Annotated in this window: 22 protein-coding genes and 1 tRNA gene; 7 read left to right on the top strand and 16 right to left on the bottom strand. The window is 46.4% G+C overall.

Going from position 1 to position 18,822, the window contains the following annotated elements; all coding sequences use genetic code 11:
• Positions 1 to 92 precede the first annotated feature (92 nt).
• The 3 genes from WKT20_RS15085 to WKT20_RS15075 are packed head-to-tail and all read left to right on the top strand — an operon-like array spanning position 93 to position 2,235.
• The gene (locus tag WKT20_RS15085; RefSeq protein ID WP_118066829.1) at positions 93 to 503 is read left to right on the top strand and encodes a plasmid mobilization protein; all 411 of its coding nucleotides are present in this window, start codon (positions 93 to 95) and stop codon (positions 501 to 503) included.
• Positions 500 to 1,450 (top strand): relaxase/mobilization nuclease domain-containing protein, encoded by a 951-nt coding sequence (locus WKT20_RS15080; RefSeq protein ID WP_118066830.1) that lies wholly within the window; start codon positions 500 to 502, stop codon positions 1,448 to 1,450. The genes WKT20_RS15085 and WKT20_RS15080 overlap by 4 nt, the downstream gene beginning before the upstream one ends.
• A 35-nt stretch (positions 1,451 to 1,485) precedes the next feature.
• Positions 1,486 to 2,235, top strand: a complete 750-nt coding sequence (locus tag WKT20_RS15075; protein WP_340417628.1) for a hypothetical protein — start codon at positions 1,486 to 1,488, stop codon at positions 2,233 to 2,235.
• 73 nt (positions 2,236 to 2,308) lie between these two features.
• Here the strand turns inward: WKT20_RS15075 and WKT20_RS15070 are convergent, their stop codons facing one another.
• From WKT20_RS15070 to WKT20_RS14995, 16 genes are all read right to left on the bottom strand, one after another.
• Complete coding sequence (locus tag WKT20_RS15070; RefSeq protein ID WP_340417627.1) at positions 2,309 to 2,929, bottom strand: radical SAM protein; 621 nt, start codon at positions 2,927 to 2,929, stop codon at positions 2,309 to 2,311.
• Between the two features lies 1 nt (position 2,930).
• A complete protein-coding gene (locus WKT20_RS15065; protein ID WP_153112681.1) occupies positions 2,931 to 3,935 on the bottom strand; it encodes an energy transducer TonB in 1,005 nt (334 codons plus the stop codon).
• Positions 3,936 to 3,954: 19 nt separating this feature from the next.
• Entirely contained in the window at positions 3,955 to 4,797 is an 843-nt protein-coding gene (locus WKT20_RS15060) for an energy transducer TonB (RefSeq protein WP_287860918.1), read from the bottom strand.
• A gap of 3 nt (positions 4,798 to 4,800) precedes the next feature.
• Positions 4,801 to 4,932, bottom strand: coding sequence for a hypothetical protein (locus tag WKT20_RS15055; RefSeq protein WP_264951054.1), 132 nt, complete (start codon positions 4,930 to 4,932; stop codon positions 4,801 to 4,803).
• Between the two features lie 330 nt (positions 4,933 to 5,262).
• Positions 5,263 to 5,901: a hypothetical protein gene (locus WKT20_RS15050; RefSeq protein WP_340417626.1), complete on the bottom strand. Its 639-nt coding sequence runs from the start codon at positions 5,899 to 5,901 to the stop codon at positions 5,263 to 5,265.
• A 15-nt stretch (positions 5,902 to 5,916) separates the two neighbouring features.
• Entirely contained in the window at positions 5,917 to 6,459 is a 543-nt protein-coding gene (locus WKT20_RS15045; RefSeq protein WP_217771638.1) for a hypothetical protein, read from the bottom strand.
• 97 nt (positions 6,460 to 6,556) lie between these two features.
• Positions 6,557 to 7,117, bottom strand: coding sequence for a hypothetical protein (locus WKT20_RS15040; RefSeq protein ID WP_287860921.1), 561 nt, complete (start codon positions 7,115 to 7,117; stop codon positions 6,557 to 6,559).
• A gap of 566 nt (positions 7,118 to 7,683) precedes the next feature.
• Positions 7,684 to 8,121, bottom strand: a complete 438-nt coding sequence (locus WKT20_RS15035; protein ID WP_340417625.1) for a hypothetical protein — start codon at positions 8,119 to 8,121, stop codon at positions 7,684 to 7,686.
• Between the two features lie 25 nt (positions 8,122 to 8,146).
• Positions 8,147 to 8,542 (bottom strand): hypothetical protein, encoded by a 396-nt coding sequence (locus tag WKT20_RS15030; RefSeq protein ID WP_340417624.1) that lies wholly within the window; start codon positions 8,540 to 8,542, stop codon positions 8,147 to 8,149.
• Positions 8,543 to 8,939: 397 nt separating this feature from the next.
• Positions 8,940 to 10,112, bottom strand: a complete 1,173-nt coding sequence (locus WKT20_RS15025) for a site-specific integrase (RefSeq protein ID WP_340417623.1) — start codon at positions 10,110 to 10,112, stop codon at positions 8,940 to 8,942.
• Positions 10,113 to 10,413: 301 nt separating this feature from the next.
• Positions 10,414 to 10,498, bottom strand: a tRNA-Ser gene (locus tag WKT20_RS15020).
• Between the two features lie 102 nt (positions 10,499 to 10,600).
• Positions 10,601 to 11,059 (bottom strand): hypothetical protein, encoded by a 459-nt coding sequence (locus tag WKT20_RS15015; protein ID WP_117673873.1) that lies wholly within the window; start codon positions 11,057 to 11,059, stop codon positions 10,601 to 10,603.
• A gap of 7 nt (positions 11,060 to 11,066) precedes the next feature.
• A complete protein-coding gene (locus WKT20_RS15010) occupies positions 11,067 to 11,450 on the bottom strand; it encodes a hypothetical protein (protein WP_117673872.1) in 384 nt (127 codons plus the stop codon).
• A 45-nt stretch (positions 11,451 to 11,495) separates the two neighbouring features.
• Positions 11,496 to 12,047, bottom strand: coding sequence for an RNA polymerase sigma factor (locus WKT20_RS15005; protein ID WP_117673871.1), 552 nt, complete (start codon positions 12,045 to 12,047; stop codon positions 11,496 to 11,498).
• A 79-nt stretch (positions 12,048 to 12,126) separates the two neighbouring features.
• Positions 12,127 to 13,041, bottom strand: a complete 915-nt coding sequence (locus tag WKT20_RS15000; RefSeq protein WP_118164753.1) for a ribonuclease Z — start codon at positions 13,039 to 13,041, stop codon at positions 12,127 to 12,129.
• Positions 13,042 to 13,043: 2 nt separating this feature from the next.
• A complete protein-coding gene (locus WKT20_RS14995) occupies positions 13,044 to 14,537 on the bottom strand; it encodes a succinate CoA transferase (protein WP_118164756.1) in 1,494 nt (497 codons plus the stop codon).
• A gap of 263 nt (positions 14,538 to 14,800) precedes the next feature.
• Between WKT20_RS14995 and WKT20_RS14990 the strand changes: the two genes are divergently transcribed.
• Genes WKT20_RS14990 through WKT20_RS14975 form a run of 4 tightly spaced genes read left to right on the top strand, consistent with a single transcriptional unit; the run spans position 14,801 to position 18,675 of the window.
• Positions 14,801 to 16,312, top strand: coding sequence for a 4Fe-4S dicluster domain-containing protein (locus WKT20_RS14990; protein ID WP_340417629.1), 1,512 nt, complete (start codon positions 14,801 to 14,803; stop codon positions 16,310 to 16,312).
• Positions 16,313 to 16,345: 33 nt separating this feature from the next.
• The gene (locus WKT20_RS14985; protein ID WP_340417622.1) at positions 16,346 to 17,719 is read left to right on the top strand and encodes an aldo/keto reductase; all 1,374 of its coding nucleotides are present in this window, start codon (positions 16,346 to 16,348) and stop codon (positions 17,717 to 17,719) included.
• Positions 17,719 to 18,165 (top strand): DUF1893 domain-containing protein, encoded by a 447-nt coding sequence (locus tag WKT20_RS14980; RefSeq protein ID WP_340417621.1) that lies wholly within the window; start codon positions 17,719 to 17,721, stop codon positions 18,163 to 18,165. The genes WKT20_RS14985 and WKT20_RS14980 overlap by 1 nt, the downstream gene beginning before the upstream one ends.
• 9 nt (positions 18,166 to 18,174) lie before the next feature.
• A complete protein-coding gene (locus WKT20_RS14975; RefSeq protein WP_340417620.1) occupies positions 18,175 to 18,675 on the top strand; it encodes an ECF transporter S component in 501 nt (166 codons plus the stop codon).
• Positions 18,676 to 18,822: the final 147 nt, after the last annotated feature.

The raw sequence follows: 18,822 nt of genomic DNA, 5'->3' as shown, positions 1-18,822 counted from the left end.
TCCCAAAACGCCTCGCTCCACAATGAGGGCGGAGGAATTTTGCTCCCGACGGTCGCAGAAAATGAGTGTACCAACTGTAAACAGTATATCGAATGACAAACATACAGGAACAGAGCAAGAAGGGCGGAAGGCCGCCCACAGGCAGGGTTCGCAAGCTGTCGAAGTCTGTCACGGTGAAGTTTTCGAAGCCAAGCTACGAGGCACTGAGACTGAGGGCGAGAAAAGCCAACCGCAAGTTGGCGGAGTACATCCGTGAGTCCGCCTTGAATGGCGAGGTGGTCAGCGGACACAACGCTGAAGCGGTAGCCATGGCCAAGAACCTCATAGGCATGGCGAACAATCTCAACCAACTTACCAAACTGTCGCATCAGAGAGGTTTCCACGAAACCCATGTATTTGTGGTGGACTTGTTGAGAAGATTGAAAGCCATCCTTGGCGAGTATCGCCAAGCAAGTTATAAACCGAAGCCAAGCAGTATGGGCAGAAAGGAGGATACCACATGATAGGCAAGCTAAAGAAGGGCAGCTCATTTGGTGGTTGCATCCGCTATGTTACAGGCAAGGACGAGGCGAAAACCATCGCCTCGGATGGTGTGTTACTCGGCACGAATGCCGAGATAACGCAAAGTTTCGAGCTACAGAGGCAGCTAAATCCAAGGATTAAGAAGCCTGTGGGACACATTGCATTGAGCTTCAAACCAGAGGACAAGCCACGTTTGACGGATGAGTTCATGGCTAAGATAGCCCTTGAATACATGCAGATGATGGGCATCACCGATACCCAATTCATCATCGTAAGGCATCACAACACGGACAATCCGCATTGTCATATCGTGTATAACCGCATCAATAACGAGGGCAAACTCATATCAGACAGGAATGATTACAGGTGTAATGAGCAAGTGACCAAGGCTCTTAAATCCAAGTATGGATTTACCTACGGAACGGACAAGAGCAATACTAATACTCGTAAGTTACACAATGCTGAGCGAGCCAAATATGAGATTCACAATGCTGTAAAGAGCGCATTGAGAATGGCAGATAGCTGGGACGAGTTCAAAAGTGAACTTGCAAAACGAGGTGTTCACTTAGAGTTTGTCTATAAGGATAAGGAGCGAACCAAGGTTCAAGGCATCCGTTTCTGCAAGGATGGATATAGCTTCAAGGGTACGCAGATTAGCCGAGACTATAGCTTTGGCAAACTGAATGCGAGATTAGAGGGAACGGAGAACCTTTTATCAGCAAGAGCCAAATCTGCTCAGCAATACGAGCAAGGCAATCACAAGAACAACCAGGAGCCATCCATATCGGAGAGCAGTCAAGACCCTTGGGACGGTATTTCTTCCATAGGACTTTTTGCTCCTGCCAACGCTCAGACCTTTGAGTCTTTCCCAGAGGATGAATCAGCCAAGAAGAAAAAGAAGAAACGCAGAAAGGGCTTTAGCCTTTGATGCAAGTTACAAACCATTCAAACAACATAAGAAATATGAAAGAAGAACTATTGGAAGCCATCTACGGCACAGTTGAGAGATTGGAGCAGAAAGTCGATGAACTTTCTGCTTCACCAAAGTACGCAGGAGCGGAAACCGTTCCTGCAAGTAATGACACAACCAAGTTGGAGAAATCAATCATTGCTATGTTTGGCAAGGAAGAGGAAGTCAGAGGTAAAATATCCAAATTAAGAGATGCCATTGTTGTTTTTGTTGACCTTATCAAGGCTGAACTCGGCAAAAATGAGCAGCGAAGCAAGCTCTTGGTTGATGCTGTCAAGCAGATGAGACAAGAGAATGATGTTTCCTCGAAGGCATTGCAAGACAAACTTGAAGTGATGAACAATTCACCTCAGAAGAAACTTGTCACCCATCGCTTCGAGCCTACATCAAAGTATGTTCTTCTTTTCATTGGCGGCTTGGCTCTATCTCTCGTTCTCTCCATTGGGGGCAACCTCACCCAATGGCGAGAGCACCAAGATTGGGAGGAGGCAGACTTGAAGTATAGAGCTTTGAAGATGGTTCTGTCTGCTGATGACCCAAACATCTTATATATAGAGAAGCACTTCTCTGTAAACAGAGACGAAAATGTCATAGACTATGTCAAAAATCGTGTTGCAGCTTACGAAGATTCTGTTCTCAAATACAATGAAATGGTACGGATGGCTGCATACAAAGACAGTGTAGCTAATGAACTTCGCAGAGAGTCTAATAGCATAAAACGTACTATTAAAAATTACCAATAATTTTTATCCAATACCCCAATGAGATGGAATTTACATTCAAATCCATTTCATTGGGACATATAATTAAAACTGTTTATTTGTTTCTAATAACATATTCAAATTCATCAAAATTCTCATATCCTAATTCTATTAAGACTTGGCGACTGTGTTTCCTGTCATCTTCGGTGTTGAACTTGGGGATTATGGGGAGACGAAGGATGATCTTGTCTTTATGTTTGGCATGAGTTTTGAGCCAGACAAGGTTGTCGATAACTTGCCGGTTGGGCTTACCTGTGTAGGCTTGATAGATGGCAGGATTCATGTCCTTGATGTCGATGATAAAGGAGTCAATGTATGGGGTGACTTTCTCCAAGTGATGGCGAGGTACGTTTAGACTCGTCTCCATCGTAAAGTGCCATCCCTCTGGGCATAGTTCACAAAACTCCTTTATGAATGAACTCCACAGAAGCGGTTCACCTCCACCAAAACAGATGCCGCCTCCTGTAGCTAAGAAGTAGAGGTTGTCCATCTCCACGTTCGCCATCAGCAGTTCTGTATCCACCTCCTGCCATACGCCGTCAGCATCAAGGCATTGGGGATTGAGACAGTATTTGCAACGAAGCGGACAACCGTGGAATGCCACAAGCGTGGTGACGCCATCGCCATCTATCGTGAGGCGGTGGCGGTCGATGCAAATGAGTGGGGCGGTCTTCATATTATTCTACTTTAAATGTGAAAGGAACGGTGGCATGTGATTTCACCACCTTGCCGTTTTTCTTGGCAGGAGTCCATTTCGGCATGCTTTTCAGTACTCGGATGGCTTCTTCGTCGAGGATAGGGACAAGACTTTTCTCCACCTTGATGTTGCTCAAACTTCCGTCCTTGTTGACGGTGAAACCAAGGATGACTCTGCCTATTGGCGCGCCTTCCCGACATTCTTTTGGATATTGAAGGTTAGTCTTGATGTATTGCGTCAATGCAGTCGAACCGCCTGGGAATGAAGCCTCTTCGAAAGTATCTTCTCTTTTGATGACGGGAGCTGTTCCTCTAACTCTGACTTCGGGAACGATTCCTGCCACGACTTCCCCTAAGGCACTTTCGTTGAATATTAGAGTGATGACATTGAGCTTGTCTCGGCTCATTTCTGATAGTTTGATGCTTCGGTCTATGAAGCCGATGTATTGCACGGTTATCGTGTCGCCTTGCTCCACTTCGAGAGTGAAGTTTCCATTGACATCAGTTATTGCATACTTTCCCGAATGTTTAGCGATGACGGAGGCTCCAATAAGCGGCTCATTGTCCTCGTCGCTAATGAGATGCCCTTGGACGAAGAGCACTCCTTTCTTGCTGAGAGAATCTTTCGCTTGGAGTAGGGCGGTGTCGTTGGTGGTGTATTCTTGGAACAGGATAGGGATAACCTTTTCAGACTTAGGCGGTGTCGATTTGTAATATCCCTTCTGCGTGGCGCACGATGTGGCGGATGCGGTGAGGGCGGTGATGCCCAAAGCCACTCCTGCGACCTTGATGGCTTTCCCTGCCATCTGTCGGAGGTGCAATTCGTGTTCTAAGTCCCTCACGTCTTGCTCGCATTTCGGGCAAGTGCCCTTGCATTCACCCTCGAAGTGACATTCGTCGGGTGAATAACTGATTCCGTTGGCATCCGCTATTTGCTTGCGGATGGCCTTGAGCGTGTTGCAAATGTTGCGTCCTCTTGTTGCCATGATTATTCCTTTTTTATAGTTACTGCACGTGGATGTAGACAGGAAGCGTGTATCTTGATTTCACAGCCTTGCCGTTTTGCTTGGCAGGAATCCAACTCGGCATACTTTTCACCACCCGGACTGCTTCTTTGTCAAGGTCAGAATAGACGCTTTTCTTCACTTTGATGTCACTTAGATTTCCATCCTCATTGACCGTGAAAGTAACGACAATTTTTCCTTGTATGCTGCAATCGCCCTGTATGTTTGGATAGCGAAAATTGTCTGCAATATATTTCATACACGCCGCTATGCCACCAGGGAATGACGCTTCCTCATCAGCATTATCAAATATTTTGCTGCTTTCAATGGAATCTATACCAATGGCAGACCTGGTGACAGCATTCCTGGCTTGATTTTTTGAGGAATTGCCTTTGATATTCTTTTTTATCTCTTTTGTTTCTAAGGATGGATTGTATGAAGCCTCCCCGTCCTTTCTGTTTTCTTCTTCCAGAAGTTTCTCCTTGTTGCCAAGAGAAATGGCTCCTTCTAATTGTCTGTTTCTTGGGTTCGGTTCTTCTTTTTTAACAATGATTGTTTCACCTGTAACCATGTCTGAAGCATTTCGCTGTGGTTTTCCATCAGAACAAGCCGTTAATGCAACAAGTCCTGCTGCAATGCCAACGACCTTGATGGCCTTTCCTGCAATCTGCCTACGTCGCAATTCATACTCCAAATCTCTCACATCTTGCTCGCATTTGGGGCAAGTTCCCTTGCACTCACCAGTGAAGTGACATTCTTCTGGTGAATAGGCAATCCCATTAGCATCTGCTATTTGTTTGCGAATGGCTTTGAGAGTGTTGCAAATGTCTCTTCCTCTTGCCATAGCTTATTTTCTTTTATGATTATGTCTTTTTTTGATAACAACAATTTCCCCTGTGAGTCCTCCACTTTCTGTCAAAGTAATGACATTGAGTTTTTCAAAATTCATCTCAGAGAGTTTGATGATTCTGTCTTGCATACCAATGAACTTTATGGTGATTGTATCTTTTGGCTCCACTTCAATTGTGAAGTTTCCATCAATGTCTGCTGCCGTTTTCTGCTACAAAAATAACATTTTGTAGTGATAATCGGTTATAATCCCTTGAAAATCTACGATATTCTATCGTAATTTAGACAAAATGAAAATAGAATCTGTAAATGTGGAACTTAAATAAATGGTTTTCTAACACAGCAAGATATATGTTTGCAATGAATATTTGTTCTTTTGCCATACTCTTGAAATGACAAAACCGGAAAATTGCACAGAGTTGTGGAAAATAACAATGCTGTTATGCAGATTATATCCAACCTACACAACAAATAGCATAAAACTTCCGAAATCTGTACCACCATAAGGATATAAAACCATTATATCTTTTTTATGCTGGCATACTGAGGCCATAGATATAATTACGTCTTGATTTTCCCCATACCTATTCTTTATGGGAAGCAAAGCCCTTTCCAAGAGGTTCACAATCTCGCTTTTTGCAAAGGTACTACCATGTTGTATTAGGAAGTTTTGGGAATCATATATTCCTGAAAACAAGAATCTAATTGCAGTCTTTAAATCTTCAAAAGTTTCTATTTCTATAATGCCCAAGAACACGATGGTATTGTTGCTTATGGGAACACTCCAAGTTTGGATTTCTTCACTGAAATAAAATCCAGTCAAATCAAAATGGAAAGTTTTTCTTACCAACAAACTGTCTTTAAGTTCATTGGAATGCGTAACCAATATGTAATGAGCATTAGGATTTGCCTTATATAATTTCTCTGCAAAGGAGGTGTAATCATCATCTTTTGCATCTCCTATATAGTCATAGTCTATCAAGCGAACGTCAATTTGTGGGTTCATGCCAAACAATGCCTTTATTTGGGAGGGCATACTGACAGTAGCGTCCTCTCCTATGGATTTAAATTTCGTAGAAAGCAAAATATCGTTGTTCATGATTTCTTACTTGGTTTATTCTTCGTTTTGAACAATTATTTTGAAATGAATAGGAACTGGTGGATTTTGGTTATTGAAATAGTTTTCAAATAACTTTTGCTCATCATCATCATTGACGACACCCCCTATAATTAGTTCCTTGGGATTCACAAAGCTACGTCCTATGTATATGAGGACATCAGGATATTCTTTGCCGAGGCGCAATCTGGCATTTTCTATCCAGTCCTCAATCTTCATGATTATCTGTCCGTCTTTGCTACATACCCATTCAAAGTCTTCTGCAATTTCTTTCACTGCGGATTTCAATTCATCATAAAGCATAGGGCCTAAATTGCTTTTGTTATTTTTCACAAAGTGCTTTAGTCTCTTTATATCATCCTTGTTGTTTACTTTTGAAATGCAGCTCAGTTCTTTCCATAATTTTACATTTATCTGTTGGATGTCAGACAAAAGCCATTCACTGATGGAATCCTTCAGCATTTTTCTTAGAGGAAACTGTATTGTGTTTTCCCTCTCTATTTTGAATCTATTGAGTTGTTGGATATTATGCTCTGCCATAAATCATTAGTTTTTGCGTAAATATTGTTTTGATATATTCTTGAACTTACGGATAATCCGCAGCAAGCAAATCATCGCACTAATTCAACTCCTTACTTTACTTCATCCTTATAGTTCTGAATTTCGTATTTTTATCAAACCCCATTACAAGCAAGTTGTATTCTTCGGGATAATAAACAGTGTATTTATGCACGATATATGGCATTGGGGCGTTTGTCGGCAACGAAACACTTATCTTATTAACGGTATCTTCAATTTGAATACTAATGACCCAAGGCCCAATATTCCTTTCGGTAAACTTGCAGTTGCCCGAAAAGTCTATCATAGCCTGCGGAGCATAGTCTTCCTCCAAAACCTTTTGACTTACAGACTGCAATGTATCTTGTATTTCTTTGTCCAGTTCACAGAACAAAGTGTCCTTGCCGCTTCCTTTCGTGCTGGAACACGCTCCAACAAGAAGAACACAGAATATAAAACATAGATATTTCATAAGCGTTTGTTTATTTGAGCCTTGCGGACTTGCAATCCGCAGAAAGCGATTAATCATCCCAATAATACGTAGGTCTGTTGAAAGAAGGATACCAATCCAAGTATAGTACTTGTACCCTGGTGCCAATCTTGCGATAATCACCTTCCTCCACAAGCGAATTTCCATCATAAGTTTTATCTCCGACTTGAAACTCATACAGATAACAGTTCGTAGTATAGCGATGGAGCCAAGACGAAGTATTAGGTGTAATGACGGCTTCCGTTTTCACACCATATTTTTTCAGCATACCTAATAGTATAGGTACACCAATAACGGCATAAGCAAAAACACAAATACAAATACCAAAGTAAATCTTCCCTATAGTTTCCTTTACTGAGCTAAAATCAATGTATCTCATTTGGTGTTCTTTTTAGTCTCTACGGACTTGCAATCCGTAGGAAGTGAATATCATTACCTTTTCTTCTTTTTGTCAGCACCATTTTTGGGCTCTAACCAAAGTAGAAATGACAAGAATAAAATGGGGATGATACAGAAAAGACCTCCCCGAAGTGGCAAGAAACAGCGTTTCTTAACCTTTACACCATTTCAAGATGAAATCATAGCTGTCCATACCAGAAGCCCAATCACAAAATTGACAACTATGTCCTTTGGCTTTAAGTTCCTTAATGGCTTGTACTACTTCGTTCTTCCGTCCATTGTGCAGTAAGGTGATAAAATATAGGAGTTTGTCTGCATCATAATTGCAGTTTTTTGTTGGGAATGAATGTATCAGCATTCGGATGGTTGCGCAGAAAATTCTCTATATCTTGTACCGCTAAGCAAAAGATATTTTGCCATTTCTTAGACAACTCTTCCTCATTGTTTTCTTCTGCACATTCATTCAAGAAAGCATATTCTTTAAGTTGTGCTGCATGAATACTGAACGCACCTATTCCTCGCAAACTTGTAGGGCATTTCTTGTTTTCAGACAAATTGAATATATCCCACCACAAATCATCCGCATACATCGGCTTTGCTTCAAGATATACACTTGCAAAACCTAAATGTTGCAAACAGAAGAAATAGCCATCTTTTACAATCCAGTTGATATAGCCACTTTGACGGAAGCCAAAATTGCGAGAAACCTTTCTTCTTGCAGAATCGCTCAACTTTCGTAATTCTCCACGTTTCATATTATTGTTGCTTTAGAATTTACAATCAGCAATGATACAAGCAATGTCCTTGCCTATAGTCTTCAGGAGATAGCCTATCTTTGTTTTCAAACGCCATTTTGTAGTCTTCTACATTCCATTCCCACGCTTCTTGCATCATATAGTTTTTGTCATATAATATCCAAATCAACTTATCCCATAAGTAGTTTGAGGCTTTTGGAACCTTCGTTACAAAACTTCCTTTTTTACCGCTTGGTCGATTGGCCTTTACTTGATACTTTATATTTCTATAAACGAAATCCGTTCCTTTGGCAACAGCAGTCTTATCTCTCATATAGTCGGAATATTCTTTCTCAGACATACCAACCAACATTGCCGCATCATATTCAGAGATGGAACTTGTAATAGACGGTGCAACCCCAAAACTTGCTTGCCATTGCAAGGCAATATCTGCAAGTTTATCTCTTAGCTTTATTTTTTTCTTCCATAGTCGTGAAAATTTAACTTCATATTTTTATCGTTTTTATGCTACAAAAATAACATTTTGCCGTGATAATCTATCATAATCCGTTGAATATCTGTAGTATTCTGTCTTTATTTAGACAAAATAGAAATATAATCTGTAAAAATGGAGCTAAACAATAGGTCTTCCAATACACAAGATACATGTATGCGTTCATGAATATTTGTTCTCTTTGCCATACTCTTAAAATGATGTTACATGAAAATTACTGTTGGTAACTACTCTTTTACCTTTGCAAAGACTAATCTTAATATTTTGTAAAATCACAGCATAAAATGTTGTTTTTCAGAAATTAGATTTAACTTTGCACTCGAAATCAAAGCGTTCTTTGTATATTGCAAAGTTGTGAAAGAAAAAGAATATAGCTCGTTTCTAAATCGTTAGCAGTCACATTCTTTAAAATACTCAACTCACTGATATTCAATAAATAAAAGAATTTACTGTGACTCGCGAGATGGAAGGTAATATTTTTATTTATACCGCACAAATCCGCAATCTCTTTTAAGTAAGAATTAAGTTTTTGATTGCTCAGTACAGGCAGTAACTGGCCTTTGGGAAGCTGACCTTCATATTTCTGGAGTATCGCCTGCGGTATCTTCAGCAGCGGTACGTTTACCGGAGTATCTGTCTTATGACGGTGCGTCATGATCCACGGTTTCCCGTCAAACGAGATTCTGATGTCGCTTGCCTTCAGCTCCTTCACGTCCACATATGATAATCCCGTGTAACAGGAGAACAGGAACACATCCCGTACCTGTTCCAGTCTTTTAGTCGGAAACTTCTTCTTCATTATCTTTTGAAGTTCCGCATCCGTCAGATAGCCTCTGTCCACACGTTTCAGTCTGATTTTATAGTTGGAAAACGGATCAGTATAAATCCAACCGTTGTTTTTGGCGATGATTACAATCATCTTGAACGTCTGCATGAATTTTGCTGTGGTATTCTCATTGCATTTGCTTTCTGTTCTCAGATAGTTCTCGAAGTCCGTAATGAACATGTGGCCGATTTCCTTCAGTGATATATCCGAAATATTGTATTTCACTTTCATAAATTCCTCCAGCCTTCGGTAGCAGCGGTCATACTTCGCGAGGGTTGCAGGCGTCTTGCTGATGCCGACCAGTTTTCTTGCATCCTCATTGTGTTTCTTGAAAAGTTCCAGCAGTGTTCTTTGTTTCGCCGTTATTCCCAAAAACGCATTGCGTATTTTTTCTACCGTTACGAACGACTCATGCACTTCAATATCCCGGTAGTGGTTTTTCAGCGAAGCACGGATGTCCTCCAATGTTTCATTCAACTGGCGGGCTTTCTGTGTATTTCCTTTCGCCTTGCCCAAAACTGTATCCCAAGCATCCGGTTTTACACTCAGTTTAGAACTGAACTGTGTGATTTCACCGTTAAGTGACAAACGAATCATAATACAAACTGTTCCGTCTTTGTTTACCTGATTCTTTCTTAGATAGAATAGAATCTTAAATGTACTCTTACTCATATCCTTTTTTAATTTAGCTCCGTTGCAGTGGGTGTAATGACTTCCCTCTGCAAAGGAATAATTAATAATTGGGTTACAAGCAGACATTTGAACGTCAATGAGCGACAAATCAAGGACTTACATCGAAAATCGTTACTATTTTTACAGGCTGATTTTTAGTAACGATTTAGTAACGGAACTTTGTCAGAAGTGGGCATTTGAATGTCTTTCGGTTGTCCACCGAATAAATAGAAAAAGTCCCGTAAAATCAACGTTTTACGGGACTTGTCTTAATTTGACTACCTAATGTCTTAGGTTTCAGCGGAGAGACAGGGATTCGAACCCCGGGTACCTCGCAGTACAACGGTTTTCAAGACCGCCGCAATCGACCACTCTGCCACCTCTCCAAAACTCTTCTTGAGAGTTGCCTTGTTTTTCAAAGGCGGTGCAAAGGTACGCAAAGATTTTTGTTTTCCAAATTTTTGGAAGAAAAAATCTATCCGTATCCTTTATTTTTTCTTTTCCGGGCCTTTCTGACCGTGTTTGAAACCTTTTAGCAGTTCTCTGTGGAAGCGCATTTCCGCTTTCTGCAACAGATAGATTTTCTTGGCCGGAAGGAATTGTTTGTATTTCCGCACATATTCCAATTCCAGTTCGTCGGCTGCAATACGTGCCTGAATCACATCTTCCACAATTTTCCCATATTCCGTTTCCGTGGTGTTGGGATTCTTGCCTTGACGCAGTTTTTGCCACGCCTCTTTGTTGTACGCCTGCTTCTTGTCTTGCAGTTCAAAATAGAGAGGGAAGAATTTTTGTGCTTCGTCGTTGCTCAGTCCCGCCTGCTGAATGAAAAATTCTTTCTGGCGGTTGCGGAATTCTTCTTTGCTGAATTTGGTATTCTGTGCCTGAATGCTGCTCACACACAAGATGAGCAGGAGAGTCAGGGCATAAAAAGTTCTTTTTATCATGGTTGGTTTATTTATAAATTTCCGTATCTGCATCAGTGAGATACTCGTATAGAGTATAGTCGTCCATCATGGTCTGGTCGACAATGGGGTCGATGTATTCATCGGGTACTTCTGAAAATTCCATGTCACCCATAGTGCCGGCGGCAGGCGATTGTGTTTCTTTTTCACCTACGAACATCCGTACGCTGAGCATCAGGCCACAGAACATGGCAGCCATGTACACCCAAGGTTTGACGCGTGCCCACAGCGTGAGCTGAGGTGCAGGCTGTATTTCTCGTTCCGGAAGCTTGTCCATCAGCTGTTCCGTGAAGTTAGCAAAGTAACCTTCAGGCACTGTGAACGGGTTCTCGGTTCCACATCTCTTTAATAAGTCAGTTTCTTCCTTTTTCATATTGTTGCCTCCTTTGGAAGTTAGATTCGAATTTGTAAAAAAGGTTTAATCATGCTGGTGAAAAAAATCTTCTATTTTTTTGACGGCATGATGGTAGGATGCCTTCAGTGCGCCTACGCTGGTGCCTAAGATTTCCGACATGTCCTCGTATTTCATTTCCTGGAAATATTTCAGGTTGAAAATGATGCGCTGTTTCTCGGGCAGTTGCAGGATGGCCTTCTGAAAAAGCCGTTGCGTTTCGTCGCCGTTAAAGTAAGGGTCGCTTTCCAGCTTGTTTATCAGAGCGGCATCGGCATCGTCGATGGACAGTTGGTTTTCGGCGCGCTGCTTGTTCAGGAAGTTCAGGCATTCGTTGAAGGCGATGCGGTAGAGCCACGTGGAAAGCTTGGCATCTCCCCGGAAATAGTCCAGGTTGGTCCAGGCCTTGATGAACGTGTTCTGCAACAAGTCGTTGGCATCGTCGTGCGAAACCACCATGCGTCGTATCTGCCAGTACAGCTGTTCGCTGTAGGCCTTCACAATCCGTTCGAACGCTTTCTGCTGGGTCGACGGGTCCTGAAGCATCAGTATGGTTTCTTTTTCGTTATAATTGTTCATGGCGTGTGCGGGTTCGTCATTGTTGGGTAAGACGACAATCCGTTGGTTCGGTTTAATAGGGTTAGTTTTCTTTAACTTCTCAGAGTGAGATTTTCAGTCCCTCGTCGGCGGCCAGTGTGTCGGGGAAGATGGCTTGGGCCTCTTCGAGCAGGGCCTTCTCGTCTTCGTAGCGGGCAGAGAAGTGCCCGATGAGCAGACGCTTCACCTGTGCGTCCTTGGCAATCCGGGCAGCCTGTGCGGCGGTGGAGTGCAGGGTCTGTTTGGCGCGGACGGTTTCGCTTTCGGTAAAGGTAGCTTCATGGAACAGCAAATCCACTCCGGCCACTTGTGCTGCGATGCGGGGCAGGTAGACTGTATCCGAGCAATAGGCATACGCGCGGGGAGGGTTGGAGGGAGTGGTCAGTTCTGAGTTGGGAATCACCCTGCCGTCTTCCAGTGTGTAGTCCTCACCGTTCTTGATGCGGTTCATCATGCAGATGGGAATGCCGTAGAAGTCAATCATGTCGCGCCGGATGTGGTTCGGTGTCGGCTTCTCGCGGAAGAGAAAACCGCAGGTGGGCAGACGATGACGCAGGGGAATGGTTTCCACGCTGACGGAACGGTCGTCGTAAATGACCGTACGTTCGCCGGGGTTGAAGGGGTGGAACACCACCTGATAGGGCATTCCCTTGCAGAAGAATTCCAGTTGAGGCTCCAGCAGGCGTTGCAGGTCGGCATGGGCATGAATGTGGAGGTCGGCGGTACGTTCCAGCATGCCGAAGGTGGAAATCAGTCCCATCAGGCCGAAGCAGTGGTCGCCGTGGAGGTGAGAAATGAAGATGTGGTTCAGCCGGCTGAACTTCAGTTTGGCGCGGCGGAACTGCACCTGTGTCCCTTCGCCGCAGTCAATCATGAACAGTTTCTCGCGGATGTTGAGCACCTGCGAGGTCGCCTGATGGCGGGTAGTGGGCAGGGCTGAACCGCATCCCAGGATGTGTATGTCGAATTTTTCCATTCTTATGATTCAAATTGGGTGTTTCGCATGTCACCCGTCTCGGCGTACGCTATATGCATCTTGAAGGCGTTGCGCAGCGACATCGGCGTGTGGCAGGACTTTCCTTCCGAAAGTTTCAGGTAGTCCCACAGCAGTTGCTTGTAGTCCGGATGGGCGCAGTTTTCAATGATGCAGCGGGCACGTTGCGAAGGCGATTTGCCACGCAAGTCGGCCACGCCCTGTTCCGTCACGAGGATGCGTACGTCGTGTTCCGTACTGTCCACGTGGGATACTTGGGGCACGATGGACGAAATCAGTCCGTCCTTGGCCACCGACGGGGTGGTAAAGATAGACAAATATGCGTTTCTGGCAAAATCTCCCGAGCCTCCAATTCCATTCATTATCTTGCCGCCCGATACATGCGTGCTGTTCACGTTGCCGAAAATGTCTGCTTCAAGGGCCGTGTTTACCGCAATGATACCCAGGCGGCGAATCATCTCCGGGTGGTTGGTGATTTCTTGCGGGCGCAGCAGGATGCGTTCGCGGAAGGTGTCGATGTGCTCGTACATCGTGTCCAGACGGTCTTCCGACAAGGTGAGCGAACTGCCGGCAGCAAGGCGGATACGGTCTTTCATCATCAGGTCGATGACGGAGTTCTGTATCACCTCCGTAAACATGGAGAACGCCGGAAGGTTCGGGTCGTCACCCAGCGCACCCAGTACCGCATTGGCAATGTTGCCCACTCCTGACTGCAGGGGCAGGAACTCCTTGGGGATGGCCCCGTTCTTCCATTCGCGTAGCAGGAAGGCAGCCACGTTATGTCCGATTTGCAGGGTTGTCTCATTTTGCGGTGTAAAGGCCGCGATGTGGTCGCGGGCATTCGTGCGTACCACTCCCGTAATCTTTTTCGGGTCGATTTTCACGCTGATGTGTCCGGCGCGGTCGTTTACATGATACACCGGAATCTCTGTCCGGTAAGGCGGGTTGGCCGGAATATAGATGTCGTGCATGCCGGTAAGTTTTCCCGTATGCGCCTCATTCAGTTCGATGATAACCCGTTCGGCCACCTGGAGCAGGGTAGGCGAGATACCTACGGAAGTGCTCAGGATGATTTCTCCGTCGTCCGTCAGGTCGGAAGCTTCTACGATGGCTACGTGGATTTTCCCCAGAAAACCGTAACGCACGTCCTGTCCGATTTGCGAGAGGTGGAGGTCAAAATACTGCACTTCGTGCTGGTTGATGGATTCGCGCATGTCCTTGTTCGACTGGAAAGGCGTACGGAACGATACGGCGTGTGCCTTGACCAGCGCGCTGTCCACCTGACAGCCCGTGGCACCGCCCGTGATAAGGCCTACCTTGAATTCTTTCCCTTGTGCATGCTGTGCTTCTGCATAGGCAGCCAGTGCTTCCGGCACGGCTTTCGGTGTACCTACCGATGAAAAACCGCCGATGCCGACGGTATCCCCATGATGAATGGTGGCAGCGGCTTCGGCTGCCGTAATAAATGCGTATGTCATGTTGTAACTGCTGTTCTTTTGTTAGGTAATAGTGGAGCAAAATTAGAATTTGTAATTCAGATAATCAATATTTATGACATTTTTTCTGCATAAATGCTGCAAAAGGGCCCTTTATGCGTAAGTTAATCGAATATTTATACTGTTTGGGATAAAAAACTGCGCAAAAAGACTCTTCGAAACACAATTCCTTTTATTTTTGTGAGGATTTACCACGAAAACGTGATAGAATATAATAACTAACTAAAATTGCTTTTACTGTGAATATGTTGAGAAAACTCAGGCTCACGCTGGGGATGCTGTGCCTGGTATTCGTGACGCTGTTGTTTGTCGATTTTACGGGCGTGCTTCATGCATGGCTTGGCTGGATGGCGAAGATACAGTTCCTTCCGGCTTTGTTGGCACTGAACGCCGGAGTAATCGTGTGTTTGATATTGCTCACGCTCATAGCGGGCAGGGTGTACTGTTCGGTCATTTGTCCGCTGGGCGTGTTTCAGGATGTGGTGGCCCGTCTGGGCCGGGGACGCAAGAAGATGCCCTACACGTATTCCAAGCCGAAAAGCTGGCTGCGCTACGGTGTGCTGGCGGGGTTTGTGCTGGCGATGCTGTTGGGTGTGCATGCCCTGGTAGCCTTGCTCGACCCGTATGCCGTGTACGGCCGTGCGGCACACAGTTTCCTGCAACCTTTATGGATGTGGGGAAACAACCTGCTGGCTTCTATGGCCGAACGCATGGACAGCTATGCCTTCTATTCGGTGGATGTCTGGCTCAAGAGTCTGCCGGTGCTGATAGTGGCAGCGGTCATGCTGGTGCTGGTAGTGGTACTGGCGGCACGCAACGGACGTACCTATTGTAATACCATCTGTCCGGTGGGCACCGTGCTGGGATTCTTCTCCCGCTTTGCCTTGTTCCGCATCACGATTGACAAGGAGAAATGCAACGGCTGTACGCTTTGCGCCCGCAATTGCAAGGCCGCCTGCATCGATGTGAAGAACCATGCGATAGACGGCAGCCGCTGTGTGGCTTGCATGGACTGTCTGGACAAATGCCATAAGGGAGCCATCGGCTATCGGTTTGCCTACGGAAAGAAAGCGGAAAAGGCAGAAGCTTCGGCACTGGAAACAGCCGACCGTACCGCCGGACGACGCGAGTTCCTGGCCGGTTCCTTGCTGCTGGCCGGTTCGGTGCTGAAAGCACAGGTAGCCAAGAAGGCCGAGGCCATCAAGATGGATGGCGGACTGGCCGACATCGTGGACAAGAAAGAGCCGGTACGTCAAACCCCAATTGTACCTCCGGGCGCACGCGGACTCCGCCATCTGCAGTCACATTGCACGGCCTGCCAGCTGTGCGTGTCGGCTTGTCCGAACGAAGTGCTCCGTCCTTCTCATTCGCTGGATACTTTCATGCAGCCTTACATGTCGTACGAACGCGGCTACTGCCGTCCGGAGTGTACGCGCTGTTCCGAAGTATGTCCCGCCGGAGCCATCCTGAAAATTGACAAGGCAGAGAAGTCTTCTATCCAGATTGGTCATGCCGTGTGGGTAAAAGATTTGTGTATCCCGCTTACCGACAAGCAGGAGTGCGGTAACTGTGCCCGCCATTGTCCGGTGAACGCCGTCACCATGGTTCCGTCCGACCCCTCGAACCCCGATTCACTGAAGATTCCGGCAGTGAACGAAGCACGCTGCATCGGTTGCGGAGCCTGCGAGAACTTGTGTCCGGCCCGTCCGCTGAGTGCCATCTACGTGGAAGGCCATGAACGCCATCGTGTACTTTAATCGGATTGTCTTACCTTTATATATAGAAAGAGAATGGACGAGAAAAAACAGATGAATCGAAGAGATTTCCTTAAAATAGTCGGCATCAGTACGGTGGGAGCCACAGCGGCTTTCTACGGTTGTACGCCCGACAAGAAAAAATCCGGCGAAAGCACTAAGGAAGTGCCCGTCGGCAAGATGACTTACCGCCAGTTCCCTCCCAACGAGGATAAGGTGTCGCTGCTGGGCTATGGCTGCATGCGCTGGCCTACACTTCCGGCACCGGGTGGCGACGGTAACGTCATCGATCAGGAAGAAGTGAACCGGCTGGTGGATTACGCCATCGAACATGGCGTGAACTATTTCGACACGGCCCCGGTCTATGTGCAGGGCTGGTCGGAAAAGTCGACGGGTATCGCCTTGAAGCGTCATCCGCGCGACAAGTTCTTCGTGGCCACCAAAATGTCGAACTTCTCCAATTCCGATTATGATTTCGGTGTAAAGATGTACCACAACTCGCTGAAGAACCTGCAGGTGGACTACATCGACTATTACCTGCTGCACATGCTGGGTGCTCCCGGAAAAAGCGGCTTGCAGGGCCGTTTCCTTGACAACGGTCTGCTCGACTTCCTGCTCAAGGAGCGCGAAGCCGGACGTATCCGTCGCCTGGGCTGGTCGTTCCACGGCACAAAAGAGGAATTCGACCGGGCACTGGCCATGCACGACCAGGTGCACTGGGACTTCGTGCAGATTCAGTTGAACTATTCCGACTGGCAGCACGCATCGGGACGTAACGTGAATGCCGACTACCTGTACGAGCAGGTGAGCAGCAAGAACATTCCGGTAGTGGTGATGGAACCGCTGTTGGGCGGACGCCTGTCGAACATCCCCGACCACATCTTCAGCCGCCTGAAAGAACGCAATCCCGAAGGCAGTGTGGCATCGTGGGCCTTCCGCTTTGCCGGTACACCGGAAAAGGTGCTCACCGTACTCAGTGGCATGACCTACATGGAGCATCTGCAAGACAACCTCCGCACGTATTCTCCGCTGGTGCCGCTTACTGACGAGGAAAACCAGTTCCTGCTCGATACGGCCGACCTGATGCAGAAATACCCCACCGTGCCCTGCAACGACTGTAAATACTGCATGCCCTGCCCGTATGGCATCGACATCCCCGGCGTGCTGGTACATTACAACAAGTGCGTGAACGAGGGCAACATGCCGAAAGACCGCATGGACGAGAATTATGCGAAGGCCCGTCGTGCCTTCCTGGTGGGTTACGACCGCAGCGTGCCGAAACTCCGCCAGGCCAGTCACTGTATCGGTTGCGGACAATGTAATCCGCACTGCCCCCAGTCCATCGACATTCCGAAACAGCTTCACCGCATTGATGCCTACGTGGAACAACTGAAACAGGAAACACTGTGATGGACGAACTGATACACTTGCTGAACGAAGGAAACTATTCCTGCGTGGTGCGTCAGGGCGAAGAAACCCGCACGTTCTCCCGTCGGGGCGTGGCCGACCTGTACGACTTGTACGCCACAGACCGCGCCTTCCTGAAAGGAGCCTGGCTGGCCGATAAGGTCATCGGAAAGGGAGCGGCAGCCCTGATGGTATTGGGCGGCGTGTCCCGCGTATGGACCCGGGTAGTCAGCACCCCTGCACTCGCCTTGCTCCGTAAGGGAGGGGTAGAGGTGGCCTATGCCGAAGAAGTGCCCTGCATCATCAACCGCACCCGTACAGGACGGTGTCCGCTGGAAACCCTTTGCGACGTGTCGGACAATCCCGTGGAACTCTATCCCGTGATTGAAGACTTTGTACGCCGCATGAGGGAAGCCGGAGAAAAAGAAAAAACAATCTCAGAAAAATAACGAATACACATGGAAACAACCGTAAAACTTTACACATTGGGATACAGTCGCGTGAAGACCTACGTCACCGCCCTGCTGTTTGTGGCTGGAAACATTGTCCTGCCCCAGCTTTTCCATCTGGTGCCGCAGGGAGGAGTCACCTGGCTGCCCATTTATTTTTTCACACTGGTAGGAGCCTATAAATACGGCTGGAAGGCCGGACTGCTGACGGCTGTACTCTCGCCGTTGCTCAACTCATGGTGGTTCGGCATGCCTGCACCTGCCGTGCTGCCTGCCATCTTGCTGAAATCCGTGCTGTTGGCTGTGGGTGCCGGTCTGGTGGCCGCCCGCTTTCAGAAAGTCACCTTGCCGTTGCTGCTGGCCGTGGTGCTGTTCTATCAGCTAGCTGGTACGCTGGGTGAGTGGGCACTTTCCGGCAGCTTGTTCACCGCCTTGCAGGATTTCCGCATCGGTATTCCCGGAATGCTCTTGCAGGTAGTGGGAGGATACTGGGTTATCTGTAAAATTTAAGAAAATGTAATTAGTTGATTTTCAGAGGTATAAAAATCCTCTGGAAAACGCCTTTGTGTTTGGACTAAAACGCCCTTACGTTTAAGATGAAACGCCCTTGCGTTTTACTTAAAACGTACTTGTGTTTGGTTTGAAACGCAAAGGCGT

This window comes from Phocaeicola sp. ICN-14070, assembly GCF_037892625.1.
In the GTDB taxonomy this organism is placed as follows: Bacteria; Bacteroidota; Bacteroidia; order Bacteroidales; family Bacteroidaceae; genus Phocaeicola; species Phocaeicola plebeius.
Note: the sequence above shows the minus strand (reverse complement) of the source record. Positions and strands in the feature narration are given on the sequence as shown.